The following is a 16,246-nucleotide window of genomic DNA, read 5'->3' on the forward strand; positions in this document are numbered from 1 at the left end:
TGGCGGAGGTGCCCATATAGTGCCGTCTTGCCTATCAGAGGAGCAATGGTGACCCTCGACGCGCCCGCGAACCGCAAGCTCTCGCCCGCCGAAGAGCGGAACCTGGAGAACATCGGCCGGAGCACCCGGTCGCGCCTGGGCTTCCTCGCCGGCCTGCTCCTGGTGAGTGGTCTGCTGCAGCTCGTCACCGTCGCCAACGGGTACGCCTCGGCGGCCGTCGACCCGCTGTGGGCGACCGTCGACCTGATCCCGGCCCTGCTGTCGCTCGTGCTGGCCGCCCTGCTGTGGTACCTGCGCGGCCACGACCACGTCGGCCGGGCTCTCGTCGTCACGGCCGTCTCGGTCGCGGTGCTGCGGGCGGCGCTGGCAGTCGTGACGGGGGTCGTGTCCGGGCAGTTCGTGGTGATCGCGGCGCTGCCCCTCCTCGTCTGCGCGTACGCCGTCCGCGTCATCCTCGAACGCGGCCGCGAAACCGCCTGAGCCGCGAACGGCCGCGATCGCCTGGTGACTCGGCGACCGCGGCCGTTCCTCCTCAGCCGTTCATGCTCGGCCGCGTCGGGTCAGTCGCCCCAGAGGATCACCGTGTAGGTCATCCCGCCCGCCGCCGACGGCCCGGGTGAGCCCAGGCCGACCATCGTGGTGACGGTCTGCGTCGAGCCCCAGCGGGCGTACTCCATGTCGACGGCGATGCCCACGCTGCCGCCGCCGTTGCCGGAGAAGAACCAGCCGGACTGGTCGGCGATGCTGCCGTTGGACTGGGCGATGCCGGCGCCGACCATGGCTCCCGGGATGCCGTACTTGGTCCCGAGGTCGAAGGTGACGTAGCCGCCCCAGCCTTTCTGATCATGTGCGAGGCAGAAGCTGGCCCCGCCGCCGCCCTGCGGAGTCATCCCGCCGCCGCCGAAGCAGAAGGCGACCATGCCCGGCTGGGCATTGGTGACGATCTTCTGGTGGGCCGCGGCGGCGTTGTCCTTGAGCTGCTTCGAGCAGACGGTGGGCGCGAACCCGCACTCGTACGCGATGTTGCCCGGCGTCACGAGCGTGTCGGGCGGCCCGTCCTCCGGATTCCACCGGTCGTCCAGGCGCCGGGCCAACTCGTCGGGGTCGGCGCTGTCGCCCGGCAGCACGTAGCCGTTGATCGACACCGTGCCGTCGTAGTGGACGATCAGGACGGTCCCGTGTGGATAGATGGTCGTGCGCATCACGTCGTGCGGCTTGGGCGACGGCGTCGAGCCCGGCTCGCCGGAATGGCAGTTGCTGGCCGAATGGTGGGTGTCGCAGGGTTCGTTCCCGCCGCTCGGCGGAGCGGTCGGCGTACTGTCGTAGTCCTTGTCCTTGCCGCCGGGCCCGTAGTACTGGTCCTCGTTGCGCAGGCCCGTCGGGTCGCTCGCGCTGACCGGCGTGTTGTCGGCGTACGCGTACCCGTGCCAGCTCTGCGGATCGTCCACCGCGAACACGGGGTCGACGGAGACGAAGCGGCCGAGGGCCTTGTCGTACTCGCGGGCGCCCACGTGCTCCAGGCCGGTCTGATCGTCGACGCCGCCGACGAAGCCGCGCGACGACGGCCAGGCTGCGGGCGGCATTCCGCGTACCTCCCCGAACGGCGTGGTACGCCGCTGCGTGATGCTGAGGTCCGTGGCCCGGAAGCTGTACTGCGTGGTGCCCTGGTGGTCACCGGTCTGCCAGGACAGGCCCGACGGCGTGCGTACGCCGACCGCCCCGGCGTCGCCGTGCTGGTAGGTGCGGGTGCAGCTGACGCCGGTGCTGTCCGACCGGCACTCGGTGTCCCCGAGGGTCAGCGTGGTCGCGGTGGAAGTCTTGGCCAGCAGGCGGTTGCCGGAGGCGGTGTAGACGTAGCTCGTCGTGGTGGCGCTGTCGGCCACACCGGCGAGGTGCCCCTCGGCGTCCCAGGTCAGCGTCTGGCCCGGCTTGCCGGCGACATTGCGGGTGACCGTGTTGCCCGCGCCGTCGTAGCCGAAGGTGCTGGTACCGGACCCGGCTCCGGTGCTGGTGACGCTGCTGACCGAGTGCGGCCGCACGGCACCGGACCCGGACGCCGGATAGGCGTACGTGTTGGTGGTGTTCCCGGACGAGGCGTGCTTGACCTCCGAGGTGCGGTCGCCGGTGGCGGTGTAGCCGTAGCTGGTCCAGTAGGGCGCGGGCCCGCCGAGCGCGCCCGTGCTCGGGTTGGTGGTGCAGTTGCCGTTGGCGGGGGTCCAGGCGTCGGTGAGCTGGCGCAGGTAGTCGTAGCGCAGGCACTGGGTGTCGTCCGGGCCGGCGCCGCGCTGCGACAGCTTGTCGGCGATGGCGGTCACGTTGCCGGCGGCGTCGTAGGAGTAGAAGGTGTCGGCGGCGACGACCGTGGCGAAGTCGCCCACCGTCTGGTGCTCGGCCAGCCGGCCGGTCCCGGGCTCGTACGTCCAGTACTGCAGGAGGCTCTTGCCCGAGCCGTCGGTCATCGCCACCGACGACAGCTCGCCGGTCTGCTGGTACTCGGTGCCGGTGACGTAGGTGCTCAGGCCGCTCAGCGTGGTCGGCTTGCCCAGGCTGTCGTAGCCGTACCGGAGGGTCTCGTCGGTCAGGCCGCCGAAGTTCGCGGTGCCGGTACGCACCGGGCTGGTGGCGGTGGCGAGGCCGCCGTCGGCGTTGTAGGTGTAGGCGGTCGTGTAGGTGCCGGCCAGCGCACCGGCGGCGGCCGGGAGTGTCATCGTCGAGCCGGTCTGCTGGTAGCGGCCGTTGTAGCCGGTGATGCCGCTGACGTAGGCGTTGCCGTCCGCGTCGTAGCGGGTCGAGGCGCTCAGCCGGCCCTTGGCGTTCGGCAGCGTGTCGAACGTCCACGAAGCCAGCCGGGCCCCGCTGGTCGAGGTCTGGTACTCGCCGGTCTTGCGGCCCAACTCGTCGTAGGCGAAGGCGAGGGTCACCCCGCGGCCGTCGGTCACGGTCAGTGCCTGGTCGGCGTCGTCGTACGTGGCGCTGTAGGCGCCCCGGTTCGGATCAGTGCCGGAGGTACGCCGCCGCCGCTGGTCGTACCCGGCGGTCCAGCGGTTGCCGGCCGGGTCGGTGACCGTGGCCAGATCGCCCGCCCGGGTGTAGGTACGGGTCGTGACGTCGTGCGTGCCACCGGCCAGGTTGCCGTGGTACTGCCACACCGCGACCTCCTGCCCCCGGGCATCGGTCCACGTGCTGGTGCCGGTGCCGCCGGCCGGAACCGACACGTCCGTGTGGTCGCCCCCGTACGCCGTCGTCGTCTGCCAGCGTTGCACCGCGTTGACCTGGAACGCCGCGACGGTCGGCCGCTCGGCTCCGTCGTAGGTCGTGACGGTCTGGGCGGGCACGGCTATGTCGGCGGTCGGCACGAACAGCGTCGTGCCGGGTGCCGAGGAGTTGAAGTACGCGGGGCGCGACTTCACCGCCAGCCCCCGGCTGTCGTAGAGGGTCTCGGCGACGGTCCGGCCGCCGCCCTCCGCGGGCCCCTGAACCTGCCGCTCCCGCAGCCATCCGTCGTAAAGGGTGTACGAGGTGATGTAGCCGGTCCCGGCCGGGTTGAGCTTGGCGGCCGCGATGGAGCTCGGCCCGGTCGCGTTGCGTACCGTGTAGGTGTACTTCTGATCGGGGGTCTGGCCGGCCTTGTCCCGCCCCGGCAGCCACACGCCCGTCAGCCGGCCCAGACCGTCGTACGACAGGTCTGTCCGGTTGGCGTTCTGATCTACGGTGGCCGTCTTCACGCCCCACGCCGGGTCGATGTCGGTCGTCGTCGTCCAGCCCTTGGCGTTCGTGGCGACCGTACGCGTCACCGGGCCCCCCGACGCCGGTGTGTACGCGGTCGACGTGCGGTGGTCGAGCGCGTCGTACGCGTCGAGGACCCGTCCGTACACGTCGAAGCCGGCCCGGCCGACCTGCCGGTAGACCGGGCTGCCGCCGTTGTAGCCGGCCAGCTGCTCGGTCCGGGTGACGTCTCCCTTGACGACCGTGGTCCCGTAGCCGGTCGCGCCGTCGTACCAGGTACGCACATCGGAGATCACGTCGACGGACCGGTCCGGCGTGGCGGCGCAGGCCACGCCGACGGTCTCCACCCGGGCGGGCAGCGTCAGCAGCGTACCGGCGGCGTTGGCGGCATAGGTGGTACGCGTACAGCGGTCGTCGGCGGCGGTGGCGACGTCGCCTTGATCGTCCACCTGCACGACCCGTCCCGTACGGTCTGCCGCGTAGGTGTTGACCGTGCGGGTGACCCGCGTGCCCGGTGCGTGATCGAGCACGGTGGTCGTGGTGCCGGCGGCGGTGGCGGTGACGTTCGCGGTCATCGTCACGCCGTTGAGCACCTGCGTGGCCGTCGGCCCGAACCGGTACGGGTCCGACTTGGTCTTGGCGACGACGGTGCCGCCCGTACCGAGGTACGTGATCGACTCGCGGGTCATGCCGGCGAACCAGTCGGAGTCGGTCCAGGTGCCGCCGTCCGAGTCGGTGATCGACACCGACCGGGTGCCGGTCGCGGTACGGTCGCCGTCCATCCCGCGGAAGTAGGTGACGTCCTGGCGGGACTGGGTTTCGGTGGCGTCGCCGTGGATGACGCGGACCTGGTCGTAGCCGCGCCACTGGCCCCAGGTCCGGCGGGCCGGCAGGGCCAGCGGGTTGTCGTCGTAGTGCCAGGCCGGCGGCTGCGGATACTGGTAGGAGGTGACCTGGTCGGTGGTGCCGCCCACCTCGTCGCTGAGGGACACCGCGGTCACCACGTACTTGTGGAAGTACTCCAGCTTGGGCGTGGTCGCGCCCACCGGCATCCAGTAGGCCGGGAAGCACCGCTTGGTGTTGGTGTCCGGCGACGCGGGCATGTTCGACCCGGCCACGCACTCCGGAGCCGAATAGCTCACCGTGATGAGGCCGCCGCTGTCGGTCAGGATCGAGCGGATGCGGTAGCGGATGATGGAGTCCGTCGTACCGGCCTTGTCGACCCGGTTCGACATCTGGGTGGCGGTGAACACCACCGGCGGCGTGCACGTGGTGTCATCGAGTCCACAATGGTCGATCTGGCGCAACCACAGGATCTTGGCCAGGCCGTCGCCGGGATCCTTGAAGTCGTGCGACAGCCGCCACTGCTCCACCCGCCGCCAGCTCTTCGCGCCGGACGCGACCCGGGTGGTCACCGCACTCAGCTTCTTCGCGGTGAAGAACGTCGGCGAGTACTTGCCCGGACAGGTGGCCGTCGTGCACACCTGGTCCACCGGCACGTCGGGCCAGTTGGCCGCGTTGGCGCCGGTCAGCGTACAGGCGGCGCCGGCGGTCAGGCAGCGGTCGGTGACCGTGAACTGCACCTGGGCCGCGGCGGTTCCGGCGAAGACCGAGTCCACGCCGGCGTCCTGCCGGGTGCCGTAGTCGACCTCGCTGAGCCAGCCGCCCCGGACATACGTCGACACGTCGGCGTCGACCCGGTTGCGCGCGTACCGGTTGGTCTCGCGCTGGTAGAACAGCGACATGCTGTTGCCGTGCGGGTCGAGCACGTAATCCAGGTTCCACCGGTACGCCTGCTGGCAGCTCGACGCGCCGAAACCGCCTGCGGAGTTGCACGGCTCCCCGACGTTGTTGCCGTACACGGGCTCGAAGTAGACGGAGTTGGTCTCCGGGTCCGTGCCCGACCGGAAGCCCGGCAGCCGGTTGAGGCCGAAGAAGTACTGCGTACCATCGGTGGCCGTCAGCTTCCAGTACTCGCCGTCGTTGTCGCCGTTGTTCAGGCCGGTGTCCGTGAGCCGCTCGATCCGCGAGCCGTCCTCCTCCTTCGGCCGCCATGAACCGCTGCCGGAGTCGTAGACCAGCGTGGTGGACGTGCCGTTGAGGGTCAGGCTGGCGTTGTCGCCGGCCCAGCACAGGTCGCCGCTGGTGGACTGGCCGTCGTCGTTGCAGCCGCGGTACCCGCGCTCGATGGAGCCCGGCTGCCAGGCGAACCCTTCACCGAGCCAGGACGGCTGCGCGTTGGTCGCCGCGGTCTGCCCGTCCACCGCCTGCGCCGAGTAGCTGAACTGCACGTTCGGCGCCGGGCCGGACAGGCTGGGCGGCAGCCGCAGCGGGTAGCCCCAGCTGAAGCCGCCTCCGTTGCCGCCGGCGCTCCACACGCCGGACGCCTTCAGGTCGGTGGCCTTGTAGTCGCCGCCGTCCGACGACGGGCCGGCCGCCAGCGCGACCAACGTGCCGGTGGCGGCCATCGCGACCGGCGCCGTCAGGACGTGGTTGACGGTGTCGTTGCTCGTCACCAGGTCGGTCGCCTGGCAGGCCGACAGCTCGGGTGTGCGCAGCGCGCACTCGGGCAACGTGGTCAGCCGCAGCCGCCGCGCCCAATCGGCCCCGTACGCGTCGCGGAAACGGGAGTAGTCCAGCCCCACCACGGCCGTCGACGCGGTCGTATCGGTCCGCCCGACGCGCATCACCAGATCGCGGCCGGCCCGGTTCGCCGAGGCCCGGTCCAGCATCGCGATGCGTACGCGGGCATTGGCATTGGCAGTGGCGTCGGCGGTTCGCGACGCGGCGGCGCGTACGCCGACGGGCAGGCCCGCCGCCCACGTGAGCGGGGAACCGTCGGTGAGCGATGCCGTGGCGCCGGCCGAGCCGGTGGCCGCGACGGCGGGGAGGGCGACCTCCACCGTTCCGGCGGCCGGCCAGACCGCGGCACCGGGCGGTGCGGCGGTATGCGTCGCGTCGGCCGGCGGCGCCTTGGCCACCGCGTCGCGTCCGGGTACCGAGGCGAGTTTCGCCGGGGCCGCCGGCCGCGGTGGCGCGCCCTGCGCCGCAGTCACACCGCTCGTGAGCCCGGCCACCAGGACCAGCACCAGCAGCGAGCGTCCAGATCGGACTATCCGTGAGCCGCTTGTCACAAGATCCTCCTTGGGGAGGGAATGATGCAGGCAGCGTAGGGATCGGGTCAGGCGGCGCGCTCATCGCCGACGGTCGATCAGGATCTTCCGGGCGACATGCTCGCATCGGCCCACACGCTGGGCAGACTCCGTCCGCCGAGCCGCCGGATCATGAGAGGCGGCAGTAAAAGCGGCAGAAGAGGCGGCAGTACGCCACGGCTCAGGACGCCGCGGCGGCCACCTCCACCTTGTCGGCGGGCGGTGCGTCGACGACGCCTTCGCGGGTGAGGAACCGCTCGGCCATGCGTACCGCCGGGTGGAGACCGGCCACGGCGAGCAGCGCGATGCCCGCGATCACGAGCCACCCGGCGCCGGGCAGGGCGGCCGGGTGCCATGCCATGGCCAGGAACGTGTAGAGGGCGGGTGCCCAGCGGCCGCCGAGGGTGGCGAACACCTCGGAGACGCCGCCGTACTCGCCGCGCCGCCGCGGGTCCATGAGCCGGGCCTGAAACGCCCAGTTGGCGCCCGAGAAGTACAGTTCCGCGCCGGTCACCGCGACGTGGCCCAGCCAGACCAGGAAGATCGTCAGCAGGCCGGCGGTGCTGTGGGTGGCCATGGTGATCAGGCAGGCGGCGACGAAGAAGGCGCCGGAGATGCGTACCGAGCGCAGGGCGTCCGCCGCCGTCTTCACGCCGCGCGAGGTGTAGGCGGGCAGGAAGATGCAGAGCACCGTGTTGGTGCCGAACAGCCAGGCCAGCAGCCAGTGCGGGGCGTCCGTCGCCTGCACCAGCCACAGCGGGATGACGACGTTGAGCAGGACCTGGTTGGTCCACATCGTGCCGCTGAAGAAGCTGGTCAGCATCCAGCCGACGTTGCGCAGCGGCCCCCGGCGCTTCGGCCCGGCGGCCTTCTCGGTCGTGCGCTTCGCGGAAGCCCGCGCGATGTCGTGCGGCGCGCGCGGCAGCCGCGCGATGAACACCGCGTTGAGCAGGCCGATGGCCAGCGTGAACAGCGGCATCCACCGGATCAGCGACAGGTTGTCGACGGCGAGCGCGATCCCGCCGATGATCGCGCCGAGCGTGAAGCCGACGTTGAGCGAGGAGTACATGTAGGCCTGCGTCGCGACCCGCTCGTCCTCGGGCATCACGTCGAGGATGTACGCGTTGCGCCCGGCCCCCGCCGCGTTCTCGATGATCTCGAAGCAGACGACCATCGCGAGGTAGCCGCCGAAGCTGCCGATGAACGGCCAGGCGCCGAACATCAGGGCCGCGAGGAAGGCCCCGGCCGCCCACATCCGCTTCGGCCCGATCCGGTCGGTCAGCCGGCCGGCGGGGTACGCCATCAGGAATGACACCACGCCGGCGACGGTCAGACCGAGACCGACCTGAGCCGCCCGCAGGCCGACCACCTGGGTGAAGAAGACGGCCGAGCCGGTGAGGAAGGTCCCCTCGGCGGTGGCGAACAGCAGGGACTGGGTGGCGAGCCGGCGCGACAGCGGGGTCGGGGGGACCAGGCGGCGGAGGGAGGCTTTCAGACGGGGCACGGGTCCATCTGACCAGGAACGGCCGGGGTGTTCACCCGATTATCCGCCGAGATTCGCGTACCCCGATGCGGTCTCCTGGCCGGAGAGGCCCTGGATCGCCGCCATGATCTCGTCGGTGACCGCCCGGCGCGCCTTGTTCGGGTTGACCCCGTCGGGCGGCGTGAACCGCAGCGGCTCGCCGAAGCGAACGGTGACCCGGCCCAGGCGCGGCAGCTTCGAACCGACCGGCTGGAGGCGGTCCGTGCCGATCACCCCGACCGGGATCACGGTCGCCCCGGTCTCCAGGGCCAGCCACGCTACCCCGGTACGCCCCCGGTGGATCCGCCCGTCCCGGGAACGGCTGCCCTCCGGGTGGATGCCGAACGCGCGCCCCTCGGTCAGCACCGTACGCGCGGCGTCGAGCGAGTCCTGCGCGGTGTGGATCTCGGTCCGGCTGATCGGGATGGCGTCCGTGCCCTCCAGGAACGTACGCGTGACCCAGCCCTTCGCGCCCGGCCGCACGAAGTACTCGGCCTTGGCCATGAACGCGACCGGCCGGGGACTGACGAGCGGGATGACGAAACTGTCCAGCGCCGAGATGTGGTTGGCTGCCAGGATCACCGCCCCCGTACGCGGAACGTGTTCGCGTCCCTCGACCCGAGGCCGGTACACCATCCGGAACAGCGGGACGGCGAAGGCGCGTACGCCGGCCTGTAAGAGCATCGATGTCCTTTCAGGACGGATCTGGTGATGGCGGTGGTGACGGACGGCGACGGTGACGGCCAATCGGCGTCGGCTGGCCGGCGGGGCCGGCGTGCTCAGGCGGCCGGGCCGAGGTGGCCGTCGACCGCGGACGCGAGCAGGCCGTCGATGTCCTCGACCCCCGCCGCCAGCTGGAGGCTGCCCCACAGGTGCAGCTGGGCGATGCCCTGCAGGTTCGCCCACAGGACGGTCGCGGTGACCCGCGGCGGCCGGCCGGGGGCCAGGGCCTGCTCGACGAGGCGTACCAGGGTGTCGAACAGGGTCAGGCTGTCCTGGCGGAGGCCGATCTGATTGCCGCGCAGCAGGTCGTGGCGGAACATCAACTCGAACATACCCCGCTCGGCCTGCGCGAACGCCACGTACGCCCGGCTCAGCGCGTGCACCCGCGCCCGCGGCTCGGCGACGCCCTCGACGACCGCCGCGATCCGCGCGCCGAGATCGCGGTAGCCGACCCGCGCGATCGCGCCGAGCAGGCTCTGGTGCGTCGGGAAGTAGCGCCGGGGCGCCCCGTGGGAGACGCCGGCCCGCCGGGCGATCTCGCGCAGCGACAACGCCTCGACGCCCTCCCGGCGTACGAGGTCGACACCGGCCTCGACAAGGCGGTCCTGCAAGGTCGTCTGCACAGGGAGTGTCTACCACAGTCGCGTAGACAGTGTCTACGCGACTATGATCCGCTCCCGATGACTGACGAGACCCCCCTCTGCCGGCAGCGGGCGTATCTGTACGTCGCCCGGGACATCGAACTCGCCGGGGCCGTACCGGACGAGCACGAGCAGATCCTGATGGACTTCGACCCCGCCGAGGTCACCCGCCTGACCGGCCTCGACCCCACCGCCGCCGTCCGCCGCGGCGAGCCGGGCCGGCGCGGCCCCCGCCGCTTCAGCACCTGGAAGCTCGAACTGCCCGAGCAGGACACCTTCTACACCGAGGACGTCGTCCTCCCGCTGCTCGACCTGGTCGAGCCGCACGCGGACCGCCTCCAGGCCACCCGTGAGCAGCTCGGCCTGAGCGCCGGCATCATGGTCGTCATCCACATGCGGGGCGTACGCGATCCCGACGGCGGTCTGGTCGTGTCCACGGCGGCCGTCGGCTACTCGCAGGCGACGGTGCGCCGGTTGACCGCGCTCGACCTGTCCATCGACCATGATCAGTACGTGTCGCTGCCGGACGACTGACCCTTCTCCGCCGAGCCGACCTTTGCGGTCCGGAGCCGTCCGGCGGGATCAGCCTCGGCGTCGGCGTACCGCGAGCAGGATCGCGCCGCCCGCGGCGAGCAGGAGGATCGCGAGGCCGGCGAGCCGCACCGGCGAGGACGATCCCGTGACCGGCAGACCGGACGGCGAGGTGCTCGGGCCGTGCGTCGGCGGCAGGGTGCTCGGCGAGACCGGCGCGCCGCTGGGCGACGGCGTGGCCGAGCCGGAGGGCGGGGCGGTGGGCGGGATCTCCGAGCCGGACGGCGACGGCGAGACCGGGGCCGACGGGGACGGCGAGACCGACGGGGACGGCGAGACCGGCGCGGTGACCGACGGCGACGGTGTGACGGGGGGCTGCGCGCAGGTCGCCGGGAGGAAGTCGTCCGGCGGCACGACGACCGGCGCGCGCACGACGTTGGTGTGCGTGCCGGACTCGATGTCGAAGATCTGGCCGCCGGTCTGCGAGGCGTCGAAGAAGATGATCGGGTCCGCGGCCGAGTCGCCGGTGACCGTGCCGTTGTTCACCGTCTGCCCGGAGAACGTGTACCGGCCGGCGCCGGTGATCCCGCTGCCCGCGTTGTTGTTGAACGTCGTCCCGACCACCAGCCCCGTCGTCGTCTGCTGGTACGCGTCGTTGTTGATGAACTGCCCGCCGTCGACGTCGATGATGCCGTGGTTGGTGGCGCTGTTGTCGTTGACGAAGTCGGTGGAGAACAGCCGGCACTCGTTGACGAGGGTTCCGTTGCTGTTGACGTTGATCGTCCCCGCGACCGTCTGTACGCCGCCGTTGGTCAGCGAACCGGTGACGGTGAGGTTGCCGCCGAGGTTGACGGTGCCGTTGGAGGTCACGGTCGCGCCCGCGTGGATGTCGACCCCGCCGTTGACGTTGATGGTCCCGTCGTTGACGACGTTCGCCCCGGTCTGCAGGTTGATCGCGCTGTCCACGTTGATCGTGCCGCCCGGCAGGTTGACCACCGCGATCGGTGAGTTGTTGTTGATGTTGGTGATGTTGATCGTCCCGCCGTTCTCGACGGATGCCCCGGCCACGGTGACGAGCGGGGGAAAGGTGGCGGTGCCCTGGTTGAGCAGGCGTCCGCCGGGCGTGGCCACCGACGTGGGCGCGAAGGTGGCGCCGCTTTCCACGCAGATGGTCGCGGCGGTCGGCCAGTTCGTGACGTTGCCGGTGTAGGTGCCCGGCGCCGCGATGAGGACGACGTCGCCGGCGGCCAGGTTCAGGTTCAGGTTGCCGCCGTTCACGGTCTGGGTCGGCGAGGCGCATTCGCTCGCGTAGTCGGCCTGCGCGGCGGGCGCCCCCGCGATCAGGTACGCGCACCCGAGCGCGACGGCGGAGGCGGCGGCCGCGAGCAGGGCCATACGGGACCGGGCAAACATCACGATCGCCATTTAAACAACGATGTACCGATTCATTGCGGTAGAAACGCCAGGTCACAGGTATATCAGGTGACTTTTCCGAGTCCGGGGAGGACGGTGCCCCGGCGGGTCGGGCGCGAACCGGGTGTGCTGCGCGTATCCAAACGCGAGGTTCATGGTCTACACTTCGGGCCTTCCCTCCGCGCGGCCACCCGACGGCCGAACCCGACCCCGGGCCGGAAACGGCCAACCCTGGACTGTGGACACTTGTCCCAGTCGTGAAGATTTTTCCGTGTTCATACGCGAATCGCCCAAGATTCGGCATCCCCCGGATCTCCCGGCTTCACCGGGATCGGCGGAGATCGGCCGCCCCCAAGGACTCCGGCCGGTCCGGCTCCACTGTGCAGAGAAGATCGACTGACCACCTTCGCGGGTGGTGACGGACTGAAGGGTGACGTGATCTGTCGGCTGGGCGACAGATGTTTTCGCAGGTCAAAGCCTTTGGGTGAGCCAAATCACGCCTTAATGCCGGATTGGCGACATCATTTGGCATGATTGACGACCTGGGATCTTGGGTAGGGTGGCGCTCATGTCAGTGGACGCGTCACCCCTCCTCGGCATGCCGCGCCCGGATCAGGTCACCACGGCCGCCGAGTTCCTCGCCGCGATGCGAGCGCTCCGCGGCTCGGTCGGCCTGACCTACCGGCAACTCGAGGAGCGGGCACTCGCCCGGGGTGAGACCCTCACCCGCGGCATGATTCCCAACGCGATGGCCCGCGGCCGCGTACCGCAGGCGCGGACGGTCGCGTCCTTCGTCCGGGCGTGCGGCGGTGACCGCCGCACCGTCGAGGCCTGGTTGGCCGTCCGCAAGCGGATCACCGCGACGGACCGCGCCGTCACCGACCTCGCGCACGAGGTGGAGGTGTGGCTCAACGGCCGCTGGCGGTCCCGGTCGGGGGAGAGCCGCGCCCCGCACCGCACGGTCACCCACCTCACGCCCGAGCTGTCGATGATCGGCCTCGACGGCGACATGGAGAGCACCGGCCAGTTCACCTCCCGGCGCCTGGCCGAGGCCGTGCAGAACGCCGAGGGCGACCGGTGGATCGGCGTACACCGCCGGGCGACCAAGGAGCGGCCGCCGGGACTGGCCCGCTTCGCCCGCCGCCTCGTCAGCCGCTCCGCGTAGCGGACCCGTCAGCTCCGACCAGCCGCGCCGGCCCTAGCCGGCGCGGCTCTTGCACGTCCCCCGCTGCCCTCCCGCCCCCGGGCCGATTCCCCCGACGATCTTGCGCGAATGTCTCAAAAATCGCCGGGAATGCCCGGAATGCCGGTACATTCGCGCAAGATCGTCGGGGATCATCGGCGAGGGGCGACGGTCAACAGGGCGGGTCACATTGTTGACGCTATATGTGTCAAAGTTTTGAACAATGACATGTTTCAATCAGTCATCCCTCCGGTCATGTCGGTCGACCTCGACGTGACCGGCCGAGCGATGAAGGAGGAACCATGTCGCAGGAACACGCCGCCGCGACGGTGGCCCAGTGGCGTACGGCCGCCGGACCGCAGAACCCGGCCGGCCCGCTGTTCAGCGGTGGCCAGTACACCGAGGCCGAGCTGCGGATGAAGACCGGTCTGCCGACCAACCGGTGCGGCACCGCGTGCACCTGGTCGTCGACGCGGTACTGCTGCTGAGCGCAGCCGGTGACGGCCAGCGACACCGCTGACTTCACCGCGTCGCTGGGCTGCCTGATCGATCCGGCCATGGCCGGGCTGGCAGCCCAGCTCGCGGAAGTCCGCGGGGTGACCTCCGACGAACGTGGCGTCCTCCTGGACGCGCTGCGCGAATCCCTGCGCGGCACTCTGCACCGCAAGCTGACCCGGCTGCTGGTGCTCGACCTCAACGCCGCCCGCGTCACCGGCCGGCTGACCGCGCCGACCTCCGCCGGACGCTGGGACGAGTTCATCGCGATGACGCGCACGGAGGCGTACTGGGCGGAGGTGGCGGGGCACTATCCACCGGTTCCCGGCCGGGTGGCGACCATTGTGGGCAACCGCTGCGCCGCCGCGCTCACCCTCGCCCGCCGGTACGCCGCCGACAAGGCGTACCTCGGCATCGGGGATCTGCGCAACGCCTCCTTCGGCGACGGGGACAGCCACCGTGGCGGTCAGGCCGTCGCCCTGTTGCGCGGCACCGGCGGAACGACCGTCTACAAGCCCCGCTCGGTACGCGTCGACGCCGTCCTCGAAGCCTTCCTCCGCGCCCTGCCGACCGAGCTGCGCATCCCGTCGGTGCTCGCCCGGCGGGACGACGGCGGCGACTACGGCTGGGCGGAGTACGTCGAGCACACCTACTGTGCCGGCGACGCCGAACTCGGCCGGTTCTACACCGGCGTAGGCCACCTGCTGGCCGTGATGCGCCTGCTCGGCGGGTCGGACCTGCACTCGGAGAACATGATCGCGGTCGGCCCGGTGCCGGTCGTCGTCGACTGCGAGACGCTGTTCACCCCCGCGATCCCGGCGAAGCCGTCCGGCCTCGGCGGCGCCGTCGACCGGGCCGGCGACCTGATCGACGGGACGGTTCTGCGTACCGGGCTGCTGCCGGGGCGCGGCGTCGCGCTCGGCTGGCGCGGCGTGGACGCGTCGGCCGTCGGCGGGCTGCCCGGCCAGCAGCCGATGGGGGAGCGGCCCGTGCTCGTCGGCGCGGGGACCGACGAGGCGTACATCGGGTTGGAGACCTTCGATCCGGGGGTCGCGCAGAACCATCCGAGCCCGCAGCCGGCGCTGGGCGAGCACTGGGACCGGGTCGTCGAGGGCTTCGACGAGATCACCGCGGCCCTGCGCGAGCTGGACAAGAAGGGGCGGCTGGAGGGTCTGCTGGCCCCGTTCGCCGACTGCCCGATCCGCGTCGTCGTCCGCTCCACCGAGGGGTACGCCGAGATCGAGCGGATGCTGTGGCACCCGGTGTCGCTGCACGAACCGGAGCCGGCGCTGGACCGCGCGGCGCAGATCCTCGCCGACATGGCCCACTCGGTCCCGGGCGCGCCCGACGACCCGGACGTGATCGCCGCCGAGCTCGCCGACCTGCAGGACGGCGACATCCCGTTCTTCGCCACCACCCCGGCGACCGGGCAGCTGGCCGGCCCCCGCGGTACGCGCTGGCACCCGGTCAAGGATCTCGTCGCGGATTCCCTGCTGCGCTGGCGGGAGGCCGATCTCGGCCTGGAGCGCCGCGTGATCCGGTCGGCGCTGGTGTCGGCGTACCTGAACGAGGGGTGGCTGCCGGCCGACGCGTCGCTCCGGCCGGCGAGCGTGTCAACGGACGACCTGGGGATGCGGCGCCGCGCCGTGATCAGGAAGATCATCGAGCGGACGGTCGACGAGGCCGTCCACGGGGACGACGGCACCGTCACGTGGATCTCGCCGATCCTCAACCCGACCGGCTGGGCGGTGCAGGCCCTCAGCCCCGACTTCTACGGCGGCGCCCCCGGTGTGGCGATCGTCGTGGCGGCGTACCGGCGGGAGGTGGCGGCGGGCCGGGCCGATCCGGTGGCCGGGCTCGACGACCTGCTCGACGGTCTGCTCAGGACGATGGAGCTGACCGAGATCAAGGTCGACGACGACCTCGCCTCCGAGTTCGACGTCCGCCCGCCGCCGCTCGGCTCGCAGATCGGCCTGGGCGGCCAGATCTGGTCCTGGCTCGTCCTCGAACGCCTCGGCGTCACCGTGGCCGAGGAGCGGCCGCGGAACCTGGCGAAGCACATCCCCGCGGCGCTCGCGGTCGACGACGAGTTCTCGCTCATGATCGGCGCGTCCGGGGCGGTGGTGCCGCTGCTCGACCTGGCCGAGCGGACCGGCGAGGAACGGTACGTCGACCTCGCCCGGCAACTCGGCGACCGGCTCGTCGAAACGGCGAAGGAGGTGCCGCTGCCGTGGGGCGGGGTCGGCGCGGTCTGGCCCACGCCGCGCTGGCCGGCCGGGCTTGGCGGGCTCGTGCACGGCTCGACCGGCATCGGCTGGGCGCTCGCCCGGCTGTTCCTCCACACCGGACAGACCCGGTACGCCGACCGGGCGCGGGAGGCGTTCGCCTTCGAGGATCTCCTGTGGGACCCGGCCGAACAGGCGTGGCGGGACCTGCGTGAACCCTCCCGGTGCTCGGCGGCCTGGTGCCACGGCACGGTCGGCATCGGCCTGCTCGCCCACGACCTGCGCGTACGCGGCTTCGAACGGCCGGATCTCGCACCGGTCGCGGCCCGCACGACGTTCGACGTGGCGCTCGGCTGGAACCACACGCTGTGCCACGGGGACCTCGGCGCGTGGGAACTGTTCGACCTCGCTCCGCCGCCCGGCGCCGACCTCGGGCTGTTCGAGGCCGAGCTCGTCACCGCCATCGAGGAGCACGGCCCCGTCACCGGCCTCGCCCGCAACGCCTTCACGCCGGGCCTGCTGCCGGGCGCGGGCGGGATCGCGTACCAGTTGCTGCGCTTCGATCGGTCGGCCGGGCTGCCCTCGGTCCTCGTGCCCGGAGGTGCCCGCTGACCGACGAACTCGCCGCGCCGGAG

The 16,246-nt window shown here is 71.4% G+C and carries 10 protein-coding genes; 5 read left to right on the forward strand and 5 right to left on the reverse strand.

The window, feature by feature from the left end; genetic code table 11:
• The first annotated feature begins 27 nt into the window (after nucleotides 1-27).
• Complete coding sequence (locus G401_RS0108440) at nucleotides 28-480, forward strand: hypothetical protein (RefSeq protein ID WP_157545472.1); 453 nt, start codon at nucleotides 28-30, stop codon at nucleotides 478-480.
• 80 nt (nucleotides 481-560) lie between these two features.
• Here G401_RS0108440 and G401_RS44355 read toward each other — a convergent pair whose 3' ends face one another.
• The 4 genes from G401_RS44355 to G401_RS0108460 all read right to left on the reverse strand — a co-directional run bounded on the left by G401_RS44355 (nucleotide 561) and on the right by G401_RS0108460 (nucleotide 9,746).
• A complete protein-coding gene (locus G401_RS44355) occupies nucleotides 561-6,860 on the reverse strand; it encodes an RHS repeat domain-containing protein (protein WP_157545474.1) in 6,300 nt (2,099 codons plus the stop codon).
• Between the two features lie 199 nt (nucleotides 6,861-7,059).
• Nucleotides 7,060-8,382, reverse strand: a complete 1,323-nt coding sequence (locus G401_RS44360) for an MFS transporter (RefSeq protein ID WP_084556954.1) — start codon at nucleotides 8,380-8,382, stop codon at nucleotides 7,060-7,062.
• 39 nt (nucleotides 8,383-8,421) lie between these two features.
• A complete protein-coding gene (locus G401_RS0108455; RefSeq protein ID WP_027342152.1) occupies nucleotides 8,422-9,084 on the reverse strand; it encodes a lysophospholipid acyltransferase family protein in 663 nt (220 codons plus the stop codon).
• Nucleotides 9,085-9,179: 95 nt separating this feature from the next.
• On the reverse strand, nucleotides 9,180-9,746 hold the full coding sequence (locus G401_RS0108460; RefSeq protein WP_027342153.1) for a TetR/AcrR family transcriptional regulator: 567 nt from the start codon (nucleotides 9,744-9,746) through the stop codon (nucleotides 9,180-9,182).
• A 57-nt stretch (nucleotides 9,747-9,803) separates the two neighbouring features.
• Here G401_RS0108460 and G401_RS0108465 point away from each other — a divergent pair, with 57 nt between their 5' ends.
• Entirely contained in the window at nucleotides 9,804-10,298 is a 495-nt protein-coding gene (locus tag G401_RS0108465) for a DUF4279 domain-containing protein (protein ID WP_027342154.1), read from the forward strand.
• Between the two features lie 48 nt (nucleotides 10,299-10,346).
• Here G401_RS0108465 and G401_RS0108470 read toward each other — a convergent pair whose 3' ends face one another.
• The gene (locus G401_RS0108470) at nucleotides 10,347-11,720 is read right to left on the reverse strand and encodes a hypothetical protein (protein ID WP_027342155.1); all 1,374 of its coding nucleotides are present in this window, start codon (nucleotides 11,718-11,720) and stop codon (nucleotides 10,347-10,349) included.
• A gap of 556 nt (nucleotides 11,721-12,276) precedes the next feature.
• Between G401_RS0108470 and G401_RS52485 the strand changes: the two genes are divergently transcribed.
• From G401_RS52485 to G401_RS0108485, 3 genes are all read left to right on the forward strand, one after another.
• On the forward strand, nucleotides 12,277-12,873 hold the full coding sequence (locus tag G401_RS52485) for a hypothetical protein (RefSeq protein ID WP_051366374.1): 597 nt from the start codon (nucleotides 12,277-12,279) through the stop codon (nucleotides 12,871-12,873).
• A gap of 320 nt (nucleotides 12,874-13,193) precedes the next feature.
• A complete protein-coding gene (locus tag G401_RS0108480) occupies nucleotides 13,194-13,379 on the forward strand; it encodes a DUF6229 family protein (RefSeq protein ID WP_027342156.1) in 186 nt (61 codons plus the stop codon).
• Nucleotides 13,380-13,388: 9 nt separating this feature from the next.
• Nucleotides 13,389-16,223, forward strand: a complete 2,835-nt coding sequence (locus tag G401_RS0108485; RefSeq protein ID WP_211240701.1) for a type 2 lanthipeptide synthetase LanM family protein — start codon at nucleotides 13,389-13,391, stop codon at nucleotides 16,221-16,223.
• Nucleotides 16,224-16,246 lie beyond the last annotated feature (23 nt).

The sequence above is a fragment of the Hamadaea tsunoensis DSM 44101 genome (genome assembly GCF_000428945.1).
Lineage (GTDB): Bacteria > Actinomycetota > Actinomycetes > Mycobacteriales > Micromonosporaceae > Hamadaea > Hamadaea tsunoensis.